Source organism: Ideonella sp. (assembly GCF_035254525.1).
Classification (GTDB): domain Bacteria; phylum Pseudomonadota; class Gammaproteobacteria; order Burkholderiales; family Burkholderiaceae_C; genus Ideonella.
Genome location: NZ_DATFAN010000073.1, coordinates 23,605 through 40,006, shown reverse-complemented (window position 1 = coordinate 40,006; position 16,402 = coordinate 23,605). Strand labels below are relative to the sequence as shown.

Annotated in this window: 16 protein-coding genes; 4 read left to right on the top strand and 12 right to left on the bottom strand. The window is 71.4% G+C overall.

Features of this window, described 5'->3' with window-relative positions; all coding sequences use genetic code 11:
- Positions 1 to 98: 98 nt before the first annotated feature.
- From VJ693_RS07260 to VJ693_RS07225, 8 genes are all read right to left on the bottom strand, one after another.
- On the bottom strand, positions 99 to 704 hold the full coding sequence (locus tag VJ693_RS07260; protein WP_324152854.1) for a hypothetical protein: 606 nt from the start codon (positions 702 to 704) through the stop codon (positions 99 to 101).
- A complete protein-coding gene (locus VJ693_RS07255; RefSeq protein ID WP_324152852.1) occupies positions 701 to 1,186 on the bottom strand; it encodes a BON domain-containing protein in 486 nt (161 codons plus the stop codon). The genes VJ693_RS07260 and VJ693_RS07255 overlap by 4 nt, the downstream gene beginning before the upstream one ends.
- Before the next feature lie 100 nt (positions 1,187 to 1,286).
- Positions 1,287 to 2,078: an ABC transporter ATP-binding protein gene (locus tag VJ693_RS07250; protein ID WP_324152850.1), complete on the bottom strand. Its 792-nt coding sequence runs from the start codon at positions 2,076 to 2,078 to the stop codon at positions 1,287 to 1,289.
- A 25-nt stretch (positions 2,079 to 2,103) separates the two neighbouring features.
- The gene (locus VJ693_RS07245; RefSeq protein WP_324152848.1) at positions 2,104 to 3,228 is read right to left on the bottom strand and encodes a succinylglutamate desuccinylase/aspartoacylase family protein; all 1,125 of its coding nucleotides are present in this window, start codon (positions 3,226 to 3,228) and stop codon (positions 2,104 to 2,106) included.
- 13 nt (positions 3,229 to 3,241) lie between these two features.
- Positions 3,242 to 3,931: an ABC transporter permease gene (locus VJ693_RS07240; protein WP_324152846.1), complete on the bottom strand. Its 690-nt coding sequence runs from the start codon at positions 3,929 to 3,931 to the stop codon at positions 3,242 to 3,244.
- A complete protein-coding gene (locus VJ693_RS07235; protein WP_324152844.1) occupies positions 3,931 to 4,617 on the bottom strand; it encodes an ABC transporter permease in 687 nt (228 codons plus the stop codon). Before VJ693_RS07235 ends, VJ693_RS07240 begins: the two co-directional genes overlap by 1 nt.
- Before the next feature lie 15 nt (positions 4,618 to 4,632).
- On the bottom strand, positions 4,633 to 5,433 hold the full coding sequence (locus VJ693_RS07230; RefSeq protein WP_324152842.1) for an ABC transporter substrate-binding protein: 801 nt from the start codon (positions 5,431 to 5,433) through the stop codon (positions 4,633 to 4,635).
- Positions 5,434 to 5,466: 33 nt separating this feature from the next.
- A complete protein-coding gene (locus VJ693_RS07225) occupies positions 5,467 to 6,798 on the bottom strand; it encodes a cyanophycinase (protein WP_324152841.1) in 1,332 nt (443 codons plus the stop codon).
- A gap of 249 nt (positions 6,799 to 7,047) precedes the next feature.
- Here VJ693_RS07225 and VJ693_RS07220 point away from each other — a divergent pair, with 249 nt between their 5' ends.
- Positions 7,048 to 9,789 carry a TonB-dependent receptor gene (locus VJ693_RS07220; RefSeq protein ID WP_324152840.1) on the top strand — a complete coding sequence of 914 codons (2,742 nt, stop codon included), beginning with the start codon at positions 7,048 to 7,050 and terminating at the stop codon, positions 9,787 to 9,789.
- 3 nt (positions 9,790 to 9,792) lie between these two features.
- On the opposite strand, the gene VJ693_RS07215 is transcribed toward VJ693_RS07220, so the two are convergent.
- Positions 9,793 to 10,710: a LysR family transcriptional regulator ArgP gene (locus tag VJ693_RS07215; protein WP_324152838.1), complete on the bottom strand. Its 918-nt coding sequence runs from the start codon at positions 10,708 to 10,710 to the stop codon at positions 9,793 to 9,795.
- 58 nt (positions 10,711 to 10,768) lie between these two features.
- On the opposite strand from VJ693_RS07215, the gene VJ693_RS07210 reads away from it, so the two are divergent.
- Positions 10,769 to 11,434: a LysE/ArgO family amino acid transporter gene (locus VJ693_RS07210; RefSeq protein WP_414652237.1), complete on the top strand. Its 666-nt coding sequence runs from the start codon at positions 10,769 to 10,771 to the stop codon at positions 11,432 to 11,434.
- Positions 11,435 to 11,484: 50 nt separating this feature from the next.
- Positions 11,485 to 12,453 carry a DMT family transporter gene (locus VJ693_RS07205; protein ID WP_324152836.1) on the top strand — a complete coding sequence of 323 codons (969 nt, stop codon included), beginning with the start codon at positions 11,485 to 11,487 and terminating at the stop codon, positions 12,451 to 12,453.
- Positions 12,454 to 12,490: 37 nt separating this feature from the next.
- Here the strand turns inward: VJ693_RS07205 and VJ693_RS07200 are convergent, their stop codons facing one another.
- Entirely contained in the window at positions 12,491 to 12,964 is a 474-nt protein-coding gene (locus VJ693_RS07200) for an META domain-containing protein (protein WP_324152835.1), read from the bottom strand.
- A gap of 121 nt (positions 12,965 to 13,085) precedes the next feature.
- Here VJ693_RS07200 and VJ693_RS07195 point away from each other — a divergent pair, with 121 nt between their 5' ends.
- The gene (locus VJ693_RS07195) at positions 13,086 to 14,378 is read left to right on the top strand and encodes an alanine racemase (RefSeq protein WP_324152834.1); all 1,293 of its coding nucleotides are present in this window, start codon (positions 13,086 to 13,088) and stop codon (positions 14,376 to 14,378) included.
- Positions 14,379 to 14,385: 7 nt separating this feature from the next.
- Here the strand turns inward: VJ693_RS07195 and VJ693_RS07190 are convergent, their stop codons facing one another.
- Both VJ693_RS07190 and VJ693_RS07185 read right to left on the bottom strand, forming a co-directional pair.
- Entirely contained in the window at positions 14,386 to 15,447 is a 1,062-nt protein-coding gene (locus tag VJ693_RS07190) for a hypothetical protein (protein ID WP_324152833.1), read from the bottom strand.
- A gap of 85 nt (positions 15,448 to 15,532) precedes the next feature.
- Positions 15,533 to 16,276, bottom strand: coding sequence for an expansin EXLX1 family cellulose-binding protein (locus VJ693_RS07185; RefSeq protein WP_324152832.1), 744 nt, complete (start codon positions 16,274 to 16,276; stop codon positions 15,533 to 15,535).
- Positions 16,277 to 16,402: the final 126 nt, after the last annotated feature.

The window sequence follows — 16,402 nt, the reverse complement described above, 5'->3', positions numbered from 1 at the left end:
TGCCCCCCCGGGGGGGCTCGCGCAGCAGACCGGCAGAGCCGGATCCGCGCACGCCACTTGGGGGGCGCGGCGCTGCGCGCGCGCCGGCGGGCAAGGGCTCAGGACACGCGGCTGAGGCGGACTTCCAGCATCTGGCCGGTGCCGTCCGGCGCGGCCCAGTGGCCGAGCACGCTCCATTGATCGAAGGGCACGAGCAATTCACCGTCGAGCTGCTGTGCCGCATCGGCGCGGCCGGTGTCGGGCAGCGGTTGCTCGAAGCGGTAGGCCAGCGTGGCGGTGGCGCGGCCGCCGGGCCAATCGACCCTCACCCACAGCGATTCGCGGCGGCCGTGGCGGCGCGTGGCCCCTTGCAGGCCCTGGCCGCCTTGCGCGGTCCAGACCCAATCGGGGCCGGCACCGAGGTCGTCGCGTGACAGCGTGATCTGCGCCTGGCCGCCGTTGCGCAGCACCAGCCGCTGCGGCGGCAACTCGGGTGCCGGCGCCGTGCGGGTGGTCAGCGTGCCGGGCGGTGTGCCGGTCGTCCCGGCGGTGCCCACGGTCACCGTGCCGGGCGTGACCACCGGCATCGGCGCCGGCGGCCACGGCACGAGGCGCCATTCGAGGCTGAAGTTCGATGCCGGCGGCGCGGCCCGCAGCCCGGGCGCGGCCAGCCAGGCGCTGGCGGCCAACAGCCAGGCGCGGCGAGGCGGGGGCGGGCAGCTCATCGTGACGGGGACGGTAGCACGGGCGCGACGACCAGCTCGTTGACCACGCCCTCGACGTCGTCGATGGCGCGCACCAGCGTCTCCAGCGCCTGGCTTTCGTCGGCCGTCGAAACGCAGCCCTGCAACCACAGCCAGCGCCGCTGGCCGGTGGCCCAGACGCTGGTCGTGCGCTCGAATCGGCCATCGGCCTCGACCGCCTTCTGCACGCGCGGCATGATCTCCTTGTCGTACAGGTAGCTGTTCGGCAAGCGGCAACGCCCGGCGCGATAACAGCTGGTGCCGCGCTCGATGCGCCCATGCGCCTGCGCGCGCGCCTCGGCCTCGGTCAGCAACGGACCGACGGGCACCGGGCAGGCGCCCAAGCCGCGCGTGAGCTGGACGAAGGGATCATCGAAGACATTGCGGCGAGATTCGTCCGCCGCAGCAGCCACCGGCAGGCCGCCGAGTGCCGCGATCGCGACGCTCCAAAGGAGCCGCCGCACCCCAAGCGGCGTGCGCGGATCCGGCTTTGCCGGTCCGCTGCGCGAGCCCCCCGGGGGGGCGGCCCCCGGAAGGGGGCGTGGGGGTCTCATTTCCGGGGCTTCACTTCAATCCACCCGAGAGGAACTGCCTCAGGCGCTCGCTCACGGGCCGCACCAGCACCTCGCGCGGCGCGCCCTGCTCTTCGATCAGGCCCTGGTGCAGGAAGATCGCGTGGCTCGCGACCTCGCGCGCGAACTCCATCTCGTGCGTCACGACCAGCATCGTGCGGCCCTCGGCCGCCAGGCCGCGCATGACCTTGAGCACCTCGCCGACCAGCTCGGGGTCGAGCGCCGAAGTCGGCTCGTCGAACAGCATCACCTCGGGGTCGACCGCCAGCGCGCGGGCGATCGCGACGCGCTGCTGCTCGCCGCCGGACAGCTGCGCCGGGTAGCTCGCTTCGCGGTGCGACAGCCCGACGCGCGCGAGCAGCTCGCGTGCCCGCTCGCGGGCCTGGGCGGGCGCCTGGCCGAGCACGTGGATCGGCGCTTCGGTGACGTTCTCGATCGCGGTGCGGTGCTGCCAGAGGTTGAAGCTCTGGAACACGAAGGCCAGGCGCGATCGCCAGTGGCGCAACTGGGCCGGGTCGGCCGCCATCAGGCTGCCATCGCGGTCGCGCTTCAGGGCCAGCGTCTCGTCGCCGAGCTTGAGCGTGCCCTCGTGCGGCTGCTCGAGCAGGTTCAGGCAGCGCAAGAGCGTGCTCTTGCCCGAGCCGCTGGCGCCGATGATGGCCAGCACGTCGCCGGGCCGCGCCTGCAGCGACACGCCGCGCAGCACCTCGCGCTCGCCGAAACGCTTGTGCAGGTTGTCGACGACGAGGCCGAGGTGAGCCGCGGCGTGGGCAGGGTGATTCATGGGGATGGAAGGGAGCGTGGGGGCCTCATACCGACAGCAAGGCGCCGCTGCGCAGCGCCTGGCGCCCCGCAACCTTGCCGATCGCCATGCCGGCGACGGCGAAGGTCTTGCATTCGCAGGCGAAGAACAGGCCGTCGACCGGGCTCGTGAGCACGCTGGCCGCGCCGGTCAGCGGGTCGATCACCTCGGCCAGCGGCTCGCCGGCGCGCACGTGCTCGCCGACCTCGCGCAGGAAGACCAACACCCCGCCATGCGGGGCGTGCATCGGCATCGAGCCAGCCAGCGGCGTCGGCTCGCAACACGTTTCGGGCAGCGGCGGCGCAGGGTCGAGCCGGATCGCGCCGCGGTGGTGCAGGTAGGCGAGGATGGCCTCGGCATCGCGCGACGCCAGCGCGTGCTTCACGTCGTGCTCGCCGCGCAGCTCGATCGTCGCGGCCAGGCAGGCCGGCGGCAATGGCTGGTCCGGGCGCAGCTTCGCGGCCAGGTCGCACCAGACCATCGAGCAGGCCTCGTCGAACGGGTCGCCGCCCGAGCGATCGGCCAGCAACGCCACCTCGGCACCCAGGCAGCGCGCCAGCAGCTCGCCATGCGACGCCCACGTGGCGTGCGTGGTGTACAGGTGCAGCACGGCCTGGCCGTCGCAGTGCAGATCGAGCACGGTATCGGCGTCGATGGCCAGGCCGAGCAGGGTTCGGCGCAGGTGCTCGAGCGGCGTCACCGCGGGCAGCGCGGCCACCGCGTCGCGCAGCGCGGCGCGCACTCGGGCGACGTTGGCCGCGGCGTCGGGGCCGAGCTCGGTGCCGACGCGGTCGAACACCGCCTGCGTCAGGTCGGCGAACTGGCGGTTGAAGTTCTCGCCGCTGGTCCAGTCGAAGCGGCCCTGCGGCGCGCGCAGCATCCACTGGTTCAGCCCGAGCGGGTTGGCCGCCGGCACCAGCACGACCTCGCCGCTGACCCGGCCCTGCGCCTCCAGCGCCGCCAGCCGGCCACGCAGGTGGTGCGCGACCAGCATGCCGGGCACTTCGTCGGCGTGCAGCGAGGCCTGGATCACGACCTTGGGCCCGCGGCCCGGCGTGCCGTAGTGCAGGCTGACGAGTTCATGGCGGGTGCCGGGGGCGGCGGGCGGCAGCGGATGGAGTTCGGTACGCATCGGATGACGGGGTTCAGGAACGCGCCGTGAGCGGCGCCAGCCAGCGCGCTTCGGCTGCGCGGAACAGCGCCACCAGCACGAAGGTGATCAGCAGGTAGCACACGCCGGCGGTGATGAAGGCCTCGAAGGGCATGTAGTAGCGCGAGTTGACCTCGCGCGCGGCGCCGGTCAGGTCGTACAGCGTGACGACGCTGGCCAGCGAGGTGCCATGCAGCATCAGCACGACCTCGTTGCCATAGGCCGGCAGCGCGCGGCGGAACGCCGAGGGCAGCACGATGCGCCGGAAGACGACCCAGCGCGACATGCCCAGCGACTGCGCGGCCTCGACTTCGCCGGCCGGCACCGCGCGCATCGCGCCGTAGAGGATCTCGGTGGTGTAGGCGCAGGTGTTGATCGCGAAAGCCGCGACCGCGCAGAACCACGCCGAGCGCAGCCAGGGCCACAGCACGCTGTCGCGCACCGCCTCGAACTGCGCCAGGCCGTAGTACAGCAGGAACAACTGCAGCAGCATCGGCGTGCCGCGGATCACGTAGGTGTAGGCCCAGATCGGCCGCCAGACCCAGGGCGATGGCAGGCTGCGCAGCATCGCCAGCGGCAGCGCCGCCGCCAGCCCGATGCCCAGCGACAGCACCAGCAGCGCCAGCGTGACCAGCGCGCCGTGGCCGTACAGCGGCAGGCTGTCGACGATGACCTCGACGTCCATTACAGCGCCACCCGCCGCACGCCGATCGCCAGGCGTTTCTGCAACCAGGCGAAGCCGAGTTCGGACAGCGCGGTGAAGGCCAGGTACACGCCGCCGGCGGCCAGGTAGAACAGGAAGGGCTCTCGCGTCGCGCCGGCGGCGTGGCCGGCGCGGTTCATCAGGTCCGACAGGCCGATCACCGAGACGATGGCCGTGCTCTTGATCATCACCAGCCAATTGTTCGACAGCCCCGGCAGCGCATGGCGCAGCATCTGCGGGCCGACGATGCGCACCAGGACCTGGCGCGGCGTCATGCCGAACGCCAGCGCGGCCTCCTTCTGCCCGGCTGGCACCGCGAGGAAGGCGCCGCGCAGCACCTCGGTGAAGTAGGCGCCGAAGATGAAGCCGATGGTCAGCACGCCGGCGACGAAGGGGTCGATGTCGACATACCCCCAGCCGAGGCGATCGCCCAGCGAATTGACCAGCACCTGGCCGCCGTAGAACACCATCAGCATCATCACCAGGTCGGGCACCGCGCGGATCAGCGTCGTGTAACCCTGCGCCGCCCAGCGCAGCGGCCGCACGTGCGACAGCTTCGCGATCGCGCCGAACAGGCCCAGCACCAGCGCGATCGCCAGCGACGCCAACGCGACCGCCAGCGACAGCAGCGCGCCCTCGAGCAGGCTGGCGCCGTAGCCGTGCAGCATGTGCCGACGCCGCCTTTACCTGCCGTAGACGTCGAAGGTGAAGTACTTGTCCTGGATCTTCTTGTAGCTGCCGTTGGCGCGGATCGCGGCGATGGCGGCGTTGAACTTCTGCAGCAGCGCAGCATCGGTCTTGCGCAGCGCAATGCCCGAGCCGACGCCGAAGATCGCCGGGTCGTCGATCGGCGCGCCGATGGGGGCAAAGCCCTTGCCGGCGGGCTTCTTCAGGAAGCCCAGGTCGGCCGCGACCGAATCGCACAGCGCCGCGTCGATGCGGCCGGCGGCCAGGTCGAGGAAGACCTCGTCCTGCTTGGCGTAGCGCACGATCTCGCTGTCCTTGTAGGTCTGCGTCACATAGCGGTCGTGGGTGGTCGTGCGCTGCACGCCGATCTTCTTGCCCTTCCAGGCGGCGGGCGACTGGTCGGGCGAGGTGCCGGCCTTGCCGACCAGCCAGGCCGGGGTGTTGTAGTACTTGTCGGTGAAGGCGACCGATTTCTTGCGCTCCTCGGTGATCGCCATCGACGCGATGATCGCGTCGAACTTGCGCGCCTGCAGCGCCGGGATCATGCCGTCCCATTCCTGCTGCACGAGGGTGCACTCGGCCTTCATCTCGGCGCACAGGGCCAGCGCGATGTCGATGTCGAAGCCCTTGAGCTTGCCGTCGGTGCCCACCTCGGAGAACGGCGGGTAGGCGCCCTCGACGCCGATGCGGACCTTCTTCCAGTCGGGCGCCTGGGCCCAGGCGACGGAACCGGCGAAGGACAGGGCGGCCGCGAGCAGGGCGGCGGCGACGGTGGTGCGGCGGGGGGTCATGGCCATCGGATCTCCACGGAGGCTTGTTGTTGACGACGCTCAGCGCTTGGTCCAGGGCGCGAACAGCGGCCGGCTGATGCGCACCGGCGTGATGTCGAGGTACAGGTTGGCGACCGAGTATTCCTCGCCGCCGGATTCGTCAGAGTACCAGCCCAGACTGTCCTTGCCCTTGTACAGCCGAAAGGAAAACCCGAGATCGGCCAACGGGTCGTTCGACGGCGACTTGGGGTCGAAACTCAGGCCGCGCACCTCGGCGCGCGCGCTGTCGATCAGGAAGGTCATCGCATTGATCAGCGCGAGTTCGCCGAGCATGTCGATGTAGAACGGGTCGGTGTCGTACGAGGGCTTGTAGCCCGGCGAGTTGGGGTCGAGGTATTGCCCGCGCAGCTTGCGATCCGATGGCTCGATGCGGCGCAGGCCGAGGTCGAAGCGGTCGCCCTTGTCGAGGTAGGTCAGGCGCGCGCCGATCACGTTCAGCGCGCCGACGTTGGGCTCGGTCTTGACGTCGTTCAGGTCGACCAGCAGCGCGCCCTTGCCGCCGATGACCTCGACCATGTCGCCCTGCACGATCGCGGCCGAGTTCTCGTCGACGCCCAGGCCCAGCTTGTAGCCCTTGGCCAGCATCAGCGGGATCATGCGGCCGAAGCGGCCGCGCTTGAGGAAGTGCTGGTCGACGAACAGGTTGGGGCCGACGAAGCCCAGGCCGTGGTCGATCTCCTTGCCGTCGCGCAAGGGGCCTTTCATCGTGGCGATCACGCTCTTGGGGTCGCGGAACATGATCGTGCTCATGATCGCCGCGCCGGCCGAGGTGCCGGCCACGACACCGCCGCGGCGGTAGACCTCCCAGATGACGTTGAGCATCGGCGTGTTCTGGCCGCCGGGCTTGAAGGTGTCGACGATGCGCTCTTGCGCGCCGCCGGTGAAGAAGATGCCATCGGCATTGCGCACCTGGTCGAGCAGTTGCGGGTCGCGCACCGCCCTCGTCAGGTCGACCCAGCGGAACAGCGGTGCGACGGGCAGCGGCTCGGCGATTGCGCCGCGCTTCTCCAGCATCTCGGCGGCGCGGCGGCCGGCGCGGTCCGGCGTTTCCGAAGCGGTGCCGAACACCACCCAGCGCGCGCCCTTGCCACCCGACAGCGCCACCATGCGCCCCCAGACCTCGTCGTTGTCGGCCGTCAGGGCGCCGCCGACGATCACGGCGTAGCCCTTGGCCGGCTCGCCGATCTTGACCTCGCGGCTGGGCGCGGCGGCGCGCGCCCCGGCGCTGGGCACGGCCTGGCTGGTCAGGCTTTCGGCACGGGCGGCCGGGCCGCACAGCGCCGCGGCGCCGAGGCACAGGCTGGCAAAGAGGGCGTTCAGGCGTGAATGCATGGCAACAGGCGTGTCGATTCTTCCGCCGGCATCTTGGCATTGGCAGGCAAGCCACAGTGCCGAGAACAGGGGATGGACGCGCATTTTCGCCCCCAGTTGCGCCGCTGCCACGTCACTCGAAGGTTGGGTTGTGTGAAACACGCGCCGCTCCCTAGACTGGCCCTCGCCCGCGCAGTCCCCGGCCCCCTCCACCAAGAATCGGAAAGCGACCTGCCGATGCGACACGATGCCCCCCGCCCTCGCACCGCCTTGCACCTGCTCGCCCAGGGCGTTCTGCTGGCCCTTGCCGCCGCACCGGGCGCCCATGCACAGACCACGCCGGCCGATGACAGCAGCGCGATCAAGCCGCAGCGGGTGCAGATCACCGGCTCGGCGATCAAGCGCATCGATGGGGAAACGGCGCTGCCGGTGCAGGTGCTCACGCGCGAGGACATCGAGAGGGCCGGCGTGACGACCGCCGCCGAGATCGTCGCGCGCCTGTCGGCGACCGCCGCCAACCTGACCGACGGCATCAGCATCGCGGCCGGCGGCTACCGTGACCAGATGGGCTTCAACGCCGCCAACCTGCGCGGCATCGGCGTGTCGTCGACGCTGGTGCTGCTCAACAGCCGGCGCATGGCCAACTTCGCCTCGCCGGGCGACGACGCCGGCGTCGACCTGAACACGATCCCCGCCGCGGCCATCGACCACGTCGAGGTGCTGCTCGACGGCGCCTCGGCGATCTACGGCAGCGATGCCATCGGCGGCGTCATCAACTTCATCACCCGGCGCGATTTCCAGGGCGTGGAAGCGGCCGCCTACTACGGCGACACGCAGGAAGGCGGCGGCGGCAAGCGCACCGCCTCCATCGCCGCCGGCTTCGGCGATTACGGCCGCGACGGGTTCAACGTGATGGCGGTGCTCGATTTCCAGCAGACCGACCGGCTCGCGTCGCCTCAGCGCCGATTCATCGAGAAGCTCGACATCCCGGGCCGCCTGCCCTATTTGCTGCTCAGCCGCACCTATCCGGCGAACATCGACATTTCCGACGAGCAGCTCGCCGTGCTGCAGGACAAGGGCTTCACGCTCGGCGGCCAGCCCTTGACCGAGACGCGCTTCAACCTGAGCTGGCCGGCCTGCAACCCGCCGGCCAACCTGAGCCTGCCCGATGGCATCGGCGGCCTGCAGGGCTGCACCTACAACTTCATGCAGGACGTGGAGCTGTACCCCAAGACCGACAAGCAGTCGCTGCTGACCCGGGGCGTGCTCGATCTCGGGGCCGGTCACCAGCTCTTCGGCGAGGCGTCGTATGCGAAGGCCACGAGCTGGTACGTGGCGCTGCCGGCGCCGTTCACGCCGGACATCGACCTGCGCGTCACGCACGTCGACGGTCTGTCGGGCTTCGGGCTCGAAGACGGGACCAACGACTCGGTCATCTCGGCCCGGCTGCGCTTCGTCGAAGCGGGCCGCCAGTCAAGCGAGCTCGTCTCCACCGGCCAGCGCTATGTCGCCGGCGTCAACGGCACGCTCGCCGACTGGGACTACGAGGTCGCGCTGAACCACAGTAGCAACACCGTCTCGGACCGCGCCTTCCACGGCTACCTCAACGAGGCGATGATCGACGACGGCCTGGCCGACGGCCGCATCAACCCCTTCGGCCCGTCGAGCGCCGAGGGCCAGGCGTTGATCGCCGCCGCGCAGATCACCGGCGAGGTGCGGCGCTCGACCGGCACCATGGACGCGGCCGACTTCAAGTTCAGCCGCGCGCTGGCCAAGCTCGCCGGTGGCGACCTGGGCCTGGCCGTCGGCGGCGAGTACCGCCGCGAGGAGCAGGCCTACCACCAGTCGCAGGCGCTGGCCGACGACCTGATCCTCGGCGAGATCTCGCAGGGCCCGGATGCCGACTTCAGCTACTCGCGCAAGGTGGCGGCGCTGTGGTCCGAACTGAACGCGCCGCTGACGCGCGAGCTGGAACTGCAGCTGGCGATCCGCCACGAGCGCTACCAGCGCACCGGCGGCGCCACCAGCCCGAAGATCGGCCTGCGCTACCGGCCCAGCACGGCGCTCATCGTGCGTGCATCGGCCGGCAGCGGCTTCCATGCGCCGTCGATGACCGACCTGTACCGCCCGGTCACCGAGTACGACGGCCCGCTGCTGCTCGACCCGGTGTGCGGCGATTCGGTCACCGAGTGCACCGACACCTGGCGCGTGCGCTCGTACAGCAACCCGACTCTGAAGCCCGAGAAGTCGCGCCAGTTCTCGCTCGGTGCGGTCTACGAGCCGAGCAAGCAGTTCAATGCCAGCGTCGATTACTGGGCCATCGAGAAGCGCGACCTGATCAGCAAGATCGGCGCTGACGTGATCCTCGGCAACCTCGCCAAGTACGAGCCGCTGGTCCACCGCTACAACGAGGACGAAGGCCTGCCCGGCTGCGATTACGACCCCGAGGACAGCAGCATCTGCTTCATCGAGCTGCGCAAGGCCAACCGCGGCCAGCAGAAGGTCTCGGGCATCGACCTGACGCTCGCCTGGGCCGGCCTGCAGACCGACGTGGGCAGCTTCGGCCTGCGCCTGAACGGCACGCTCACGCTGAGCTCGAAGGAGCAGGCCGGCGACGGCGACCCGTTCATCAGCAACCTCGGCAAGTTCGTCAACGACCGCGCGGTGCAGCGCTGGCGCCATGTGCTGAGCCTGGACTGGGAGCGCGGCGAGTTCGGCGCGACGCTGTCGAACACCTACCTGTCGAGCTACGTGGACCAGAACAACGCGCCGGACATCAACACCGGCCTGTACGTGGCGCCCAACCGCGTCAAGGCCTATTCGATCTGGGACCTGCAGGGTTCGTGGCAGGCCACGCCGGCCCTCGCGCTGCGCCTGGGCGTGAAGAACCTGCTCGACACGCCGCCGCCGTTCTCGAACCAGGCCTACTTCTACCTCTCGGGCTACGACCCGAGCTACACCGACCCGCGCGGCCGCTTCTACTACGCCAGCGTGCAGTACAAGTTCAGGTGAGCGTCAGGCTCGGGGCGCCGGCGCGTCCAGCGGCTCCAGCACGGCCGCGGCCGCCTTCAGCACCGCGCGGCTGAGCGCCTCCAGCACGGGCAGCGCGCGGCGCCGGTGCTGCCAGTACAACGGCACCGCGAGCGTCTGCCCCGGCACCAGCTCGACCAGCTCGCCGCGCGCCAGCGCCGGCCGCACCATCGGCTCGATGTTCATGCCCCAGCCCAGCCCGGCACGGCAGCCGTCGACGAAAGCCTGCGTCGCGGGCAGCCAGTGGGTCGGTGTCGGCAGGTCGTGCCCGAGCACTTGCGCGATCCACTGGGCCTGCAGGCGGTCTCGGCGGTTGAAGGTCAGGCTGGGTGCCTCGGCCAGCGTGTCGGCATTCACGCCGCCGCCGAAATGGCGCTGCATGAAGGCCGGGCTGGCCGTGGCGCAGTAGCGCAGCCGGCCCAGCGGCAGGCTGCGGCAGCCGGGCACCGGATCGGCCAGCGCGGTGACCGCGGCCACCACCTCGCCGCTGCGCAGCCATTCGGCGGTGTGCTCCTGGTCGTCCAGGCTCAGGTCGAGCAGCAGCGGCGCATCGGCCGTGGCCTCGGCCGCCGCGGCGATGAACCAGCTGGCCAGGCTGTCGGCGTTCACCGCCACCGGCAAGGTCACCCGGCCCTTCACGCCCTGCGCCAGCGCCGGCAGCTCGGCCAGCAGCTCGTGCTCCAGCAGGCCCACCTGCTCGACGTGGCGGGCCAGCGCGCGGCCGGCCGGCGTGGCGCGCGTGGGGTTCGAGCGCACCACCAGCACCTGGCCCAGCCGCTCTTCGAGCAGGCGCACGCGCTGCGAGACGGCCGACGGCGTCAGGTGCAGCGCCCGCGCGGCACGCTCGAAGCTGCCTTCGCGCAGCACCGCGGCCAGGGCATCGAGCAGGGCGTAGTCGAGCATTCAGGGCAGCTGAATCGGGTGAAGAAAGTCTAACTGGCGGTCTGCGCACGCGGCCGGCATGCTGCGCGCCATGCTGCTCGACGACACCGTGACCTCGACCACCTCGGCGCTGATCGCCGCCTCGGCGCAGGGTTTTGCGCTGACCTGCGGCCTGATCGTCGCCATCGGCGCGCAGAACGCCTTCCTGCTGCGCCAGGGCCTGCGGCGCGAGCACGTGGGCCCCATCGTCGCCTTCTGCACGCTGGCCGATGCGGTGCTGATGGCCGCCGGCGTGGCCGGCCTGGCCAGCCTGATCGGCGAACGCCCGGGGCTGGCCCACGCGCTGGCCGGCGCCGGCGCGCTGTTCCTGCTGGCCTACGGCCTGCGCGCGCTGTGGCAGGCGCGCGCGCCGGGTGCATTGCAGGCCACCGCCAGGGCGGGCCTGACCCGGCGCCAGGCCCTGGCCCAGGTGGCCGGCTTCACCTTGCTGAACCCGCATGTCTACCTGGATTCGGTGCTGCTGATCGGCAGCATCGGTGCCCAGCAGCCGGGCGCGCCGGGCCGCACGGCCTTCGTCAGCGGCGCGGTGCTGGCCAGCGGGCTGTGGTTCACGGGCCTGGGCTACGGCGCGCGCCGCCTCGCCCCGCTGTTCGCCCGGCCGCGCGCCTGGCAGGTGCTGGACGGCCTGGTCGGCCTGACGATGCTGGCGCTGGCCTCGCGGGTCGCGCCCATGGCCTGGGCCTGAACCGCAACGCCGTACAGACCCGCCGCCGTGCGCCAGGCATCATCCGGCCCATGACAATCGGAGTGATGTTCGCGCTGGCCGCCGGCCTGATGTGGGGGCTGGTGTTCGTCGGCCCCTTGATGCTGGCCGACTACCCGGCGGTGATGCTGTCGTTCGGCCGCTACCTGGCCTTCGGGCTGATCGCGTTGCCGCTGGGCTGGCTCGACCGGGCCCACCTGCGCGGGCTGACACGCGCGGACTGGATCGAGGCGCTCAAGCTCGCGCTGGTCGGCAACGTCGTCTACTACCTGTTCCTCGCCTCGGCGATCCAGCGCGCCGGTGCCCCGCTGCCGACGATGATCATCGGCACGCTGCCGGTCGTCATCGCCACCTGCGCGAACGCACGCAACGCCGCGCGCGACGGCCGCCTGCCCTGGCGCCGGCTCGCCCCGTCGCTGGGCTTGATCGCACTGGGCATCGCGCTGGTCAACCAGGCCGAGTGGACGGCGATGCGCGACGACCCCGGCGCCGACACCACGCGCTACGCCCTCGGCGCGCTGCTGGCCGTCGGCGCGGTGGCCTGCTGGACCTGGTACCCGCTGCGCAATGCCGATTGGCTGCGCGCCCACCCCGACCGCAGCCCGCGCAGCTGGGCCACCGCGCAGGGCCTGGCGACGCTGCCACTGGCCGTGCTGGGTTATGCGCTGACCTGGGCCTGGTTCGGTGCCACCGACGCGCCCTGGGCCATGCCCTTCGGCCCGCGGCCCGGCGCCTTCATCGGCCTGATGCTGGCGATCGGCCTGCTGTCGTCGTGGATCGGCACCTTGTGCTGGAACGAAGCCAGCCAGCGCCTGCCGACCAACCTGGCCGGCCAGCTGATCGTGTTCGAGACCTTGTCGGCCCTGGCCTATGCCTTCGTCCTGCGCGGCGCCTGGCCCGGCGCGGCGACACTCGCCGGCATCGCGCTGCTGATCGCCGGCGTGGCCTGGGCGCTGCGGGTCGAGCCGGAGGCGGTGGCGGCCGAGGGCCACCCGAACTGACCCGGCCGGTTCCCGGGAGCCAGCGCACGCCCCGGCATCAGCGCCGGCGCGCCTCGATGCGGGGCGTGTCGCCGGTGCGCAGGATCAGCACGCCGTCGTCGCGCAACTCGAAGGCGTTGACCTGCTCCAGTGCGGCGAGGAAACGGCGCTCCTCGGCGATGCGGGCCGAGGAGCAGGCCATGCGGGTGGTTGCGAGCGGGCCGATGCCGGGCTCCCGCTCGGGCTGCGTGCTGGCCAGGCCGGCTGTCGACATGCGATCGCCGGCGAGACCGTAGCTGCCGCTGAATCCGTTGCAGCCGGCGTGGCCGCGCAGACCGCCATCGGCACCGAAGCGCAGCGTGATCGGCGCGTCGGGCAGCGGCACCGAGCCGTCCACCGTCGCCACCCGCCACTCGCCATGCTGCAAGGCCGGACTGCGGGCATGGGCACGCGCGGCGGCGTCGCCGGTGTGGGCGCAGCCGGCCACGGCCGCGAGCAGGCCGAGGATCAGGCAAGAGGCGGCAAGGCGCATGGCGGGAACAGAGCCGAGCAAGTGCGCACGGCGGCAGCATCGGGACGGCAATTCTGAGCCCGGCGTGTGGCAAACCGAAGTCAGCCGCCGGCGCCGGCCTGCTGTGCTGCAATCGGGCGCCATGGACACGCCGCTTGCCCCGTCTCTCGACGCCTTGCTCGACCCGCTGCTGGACCCCCTCGCCTGCAAGGGCTACCCCCTCGGCGCGCCGGCCTTGCGCCGCTCGGCGATCGGCTGCCAGGGCTGGCGCGTGCTGGCCGGCGACCTGCCCTTGCCGCTGGCGCTCATCCGGCGCGATGCGCTGCAGCACAACCTGGGCTGGATGCAACGGCTGGCCGATGACGCCGGCATCGGCCTCGCACCGCACGGCAAGACGACGATGGCGCCGGCGCTGTTCCGGGCCCAGCTCGACGCCGGCGCCTGGGGCATCACCTTCGCCAACGTGCAGCAGCTCGCGGTCGGCGTGGCCGCCGGCGTGCGCCGCGCGCTGATCGCGAACCAGGTGCTGCAAGCCGGCGAGCTGGGGGCGCTGGCCGCCTTGCTGCAGGCGCATCCCGGCTTGCGCGCGCCCTTCCTGGTCGACTCGACGGCGCAGCTCGCGCTGATCGAACAGGCCGCCGCGCCGTTGGCCTTCGAGGTCCTCGTCGAGCTCGGCTTGCCCGGCGGCCGCACCGGCGTGCGAGACGACACCCAGGCGCTCGCGCTGGCGCGCCGGCTGCATGCCAGCCCCGCGGTGCGGCTGGCCGGCGTGGAAGCCTACGAAGGGCTGTGGGCCACGGGCGACGATGCCGGCGACGCCGCACTCGTGAATGCGCTGATGCAGCGCCTGCACACGCTGGCCGCCGCCTGCGAGGCCGAGGGCCTGTTCGAGGTCGACCAGCCCATCGTCAGCGCCGGCGGCTCGGCCGTCTTCGATCTCGTCGCACGCGGCCTGAAGCCCCCGGGCAGCCGCTGGCAGCCGCTGCTGCGCTCGGGCTGCTACGTGACCCACGACGACGGCGCCTACCGCCGTTATGCGCAGGTCGTGAACCGGCGGCTCGGATGTGCAGATGCGAACGGCCTGCGCGCGGCGCTGGAGGTGTGGGCCGTGGTCCAGTCCTGCCCCGAGCCGGGCCTGGCGATCCTCAACGCCGGCAAGCGCGACGTCTCGACCGACTGGGGCCTGCCCGTGCCCGTGAAATGGGCCCCGGCCGGCGAACTGCGCCCGCGCGAGGCGCCCGCCGGCTGGACGATCGACAAGCTCAACGACCAGCACGCCTACCTGCGGCCGGGCGACGCCGCCGTCTCGCCACAGGTGGGCGACCGCGTGGCGCTGGGCATCTCGCACCCCTGCACCACCTTCGACAAGTGGCGCTGGATGCCGGTCGTCGACGAGGACTACGCCGTCGTCGACGCGATCACGACGAACTTCTAGCCGCGTCTCAGGGATCGACGCGCTCCACCGCCAGGCTGCGGTGGTGTCCTGTCGCCACGTCGGTTCCGACGACGCCGATCACGCGGCCATCACCGCTGATGGCGCCGATCCGCTTCACGAACAGACGCTGGCTGACCGGGTAGCCGCGGGACTCGAAATACTGCTCGGCCTCCACCAGCCCGTCCGGCGCAGTCCAGATGAAGGCACGCTCGGGCCGCCAGCCGCCGTCGGCCCACCAGCCATGGCCGACGACGATCCGGCCATCGTCGGACACGCCGGTCGCATAGCCCACGCTGAAGCCCTGACCCGCAACCGTGCCCAGCAGTCGGCGGTGCCAGGCGCCATCGCGCCAGACCCACATGGCCGGCGTGAGCCGGCCCGACGGCGCTCTGGGCGCACCGCCCACGACGATGTCGCCGGCCGCGTTCACCCCGAAGGCCATGCCGGCGCCCAGGGCGATCGGTGCACCGTCGATCCAGACCATGGCGTTGCCCGCCTGCTCACCCACGAGGACACGGCCATCTCCGTTGACCGCGTTGACCTCGCCGCCATAGCCAAGCGCCTGAATGCCGGTGTCCGCGGACCAGCGGCTGGGGCGGCCCTCGCCGGTCAGATCGGGGTAGTGGCCGGCGACCACGGCGCCGTCGCGAGACAGGCCATTGGCGACGCTCGCCACGCGAGTTTCGTTGATCGCCACATCAGCGGGCAGCGGCAATTGCTGCCAGCCCGTGGCGGCGGTCCAGCGGCCCTGGATGGCGTAGCGCCGGGTGTCGTCCATGATGGTCGACGCGATGGTCTGGCCATCGCCAGAGATCGCCGGCCAGCCGTACGGGGCGCCGAGCTTTCTCATCGTGCCGCGCCCGAGAGGCTGCAGGCCTTCGCCCACCGCCCAGCGGAAGGTCTGCTGCGAATAGTTCAATTGGCCTGTCGCCGCCCGGCCGTCGGCCGACAGGCTGGTCACGACACATTCGCAGATTTCGCGCGCCGCGTAGGTTTCCGCCCGGGCGCCCGGGGCCAGGAGTGCCAGCAAGCCCAGGCCTGCGGCGAACCGGCGCGCCGCGGTGTTCATGGATGGGTGACGCATTCGTATTCTCTGGAACGCTTGGCAAGCGACCACTCTGCGCTGCCCCTCCCAGGACGAGTGTCAACAAGCTTCAGCGAGGTGCGGCCAGTGCCGACGACAAGACGCGCCGCACCGTCTGGCCGCCCAGCAGCGGGAACTGCTTCTTCGTCGGGATGTCGACGCCCACGTCCAGCGCCACCTTGTAGACCTTGACGACCTGGCCGAACACGTCGGTGATCTTGAAGTCGTAAGGCCCGGCGCCCATGCCGCTGGTGGCGACGAAGTAGTTGTACATCTCGCGCGGCAGCTTGGTGAACTTGGTGGTTCCGGAGGGGCGCCAGGCCACGCTGGCCACCGGGTAGCGGTGGTCGCGCACCTGGATCGCCGTCCACCACGGGTTCGAGCCTTCCTTGAAGTACAGCGACAGCGTCGGCGGCGTGCAGGCCACGTAGACCCAGCTGATCGGAATGCGGCCTTCCTCGCGCGCGGCGATTTGCACGAAGGCCTCTTCGTCGAGGTCGACGTCGCCCGGCGCGCACTCGGGGCAGCGGTCGTCGATGCGCACCTCGACGCTCGAGCCGTTGGCCGGGTTGGTGACGACGATGCAGGCCCCGCAGGCCTGCGCGCCGTTGTAGTCGGCTTCGTTCATCGCCGCCGTCAGGCCGCTGGGCGGCGGGAAGCTGCAGTTGCCGCCGCCCGAGTAACCGTAGAAGGTGCCTTCACCGTAGTGGGTGTCGCGGTAGTGCCCCTGGGCGTGGGCCGCGCCGGCCGACAAGGCCCCGGCCACGACCACACCCGCCATGCGCCGGAAGGCGCCGCGCGCCGAAGTTCCCATGCCCCACTCCTGTCGTGTCTGACCGCGAGATTGTGGGGAACGCGCCGGGGCGCCACCATGCCCAGACGAAAGAGTGGCATCCGCATGTATCCAAGACGGCCTCGCTTCCCCCACGGCCGCAGAATC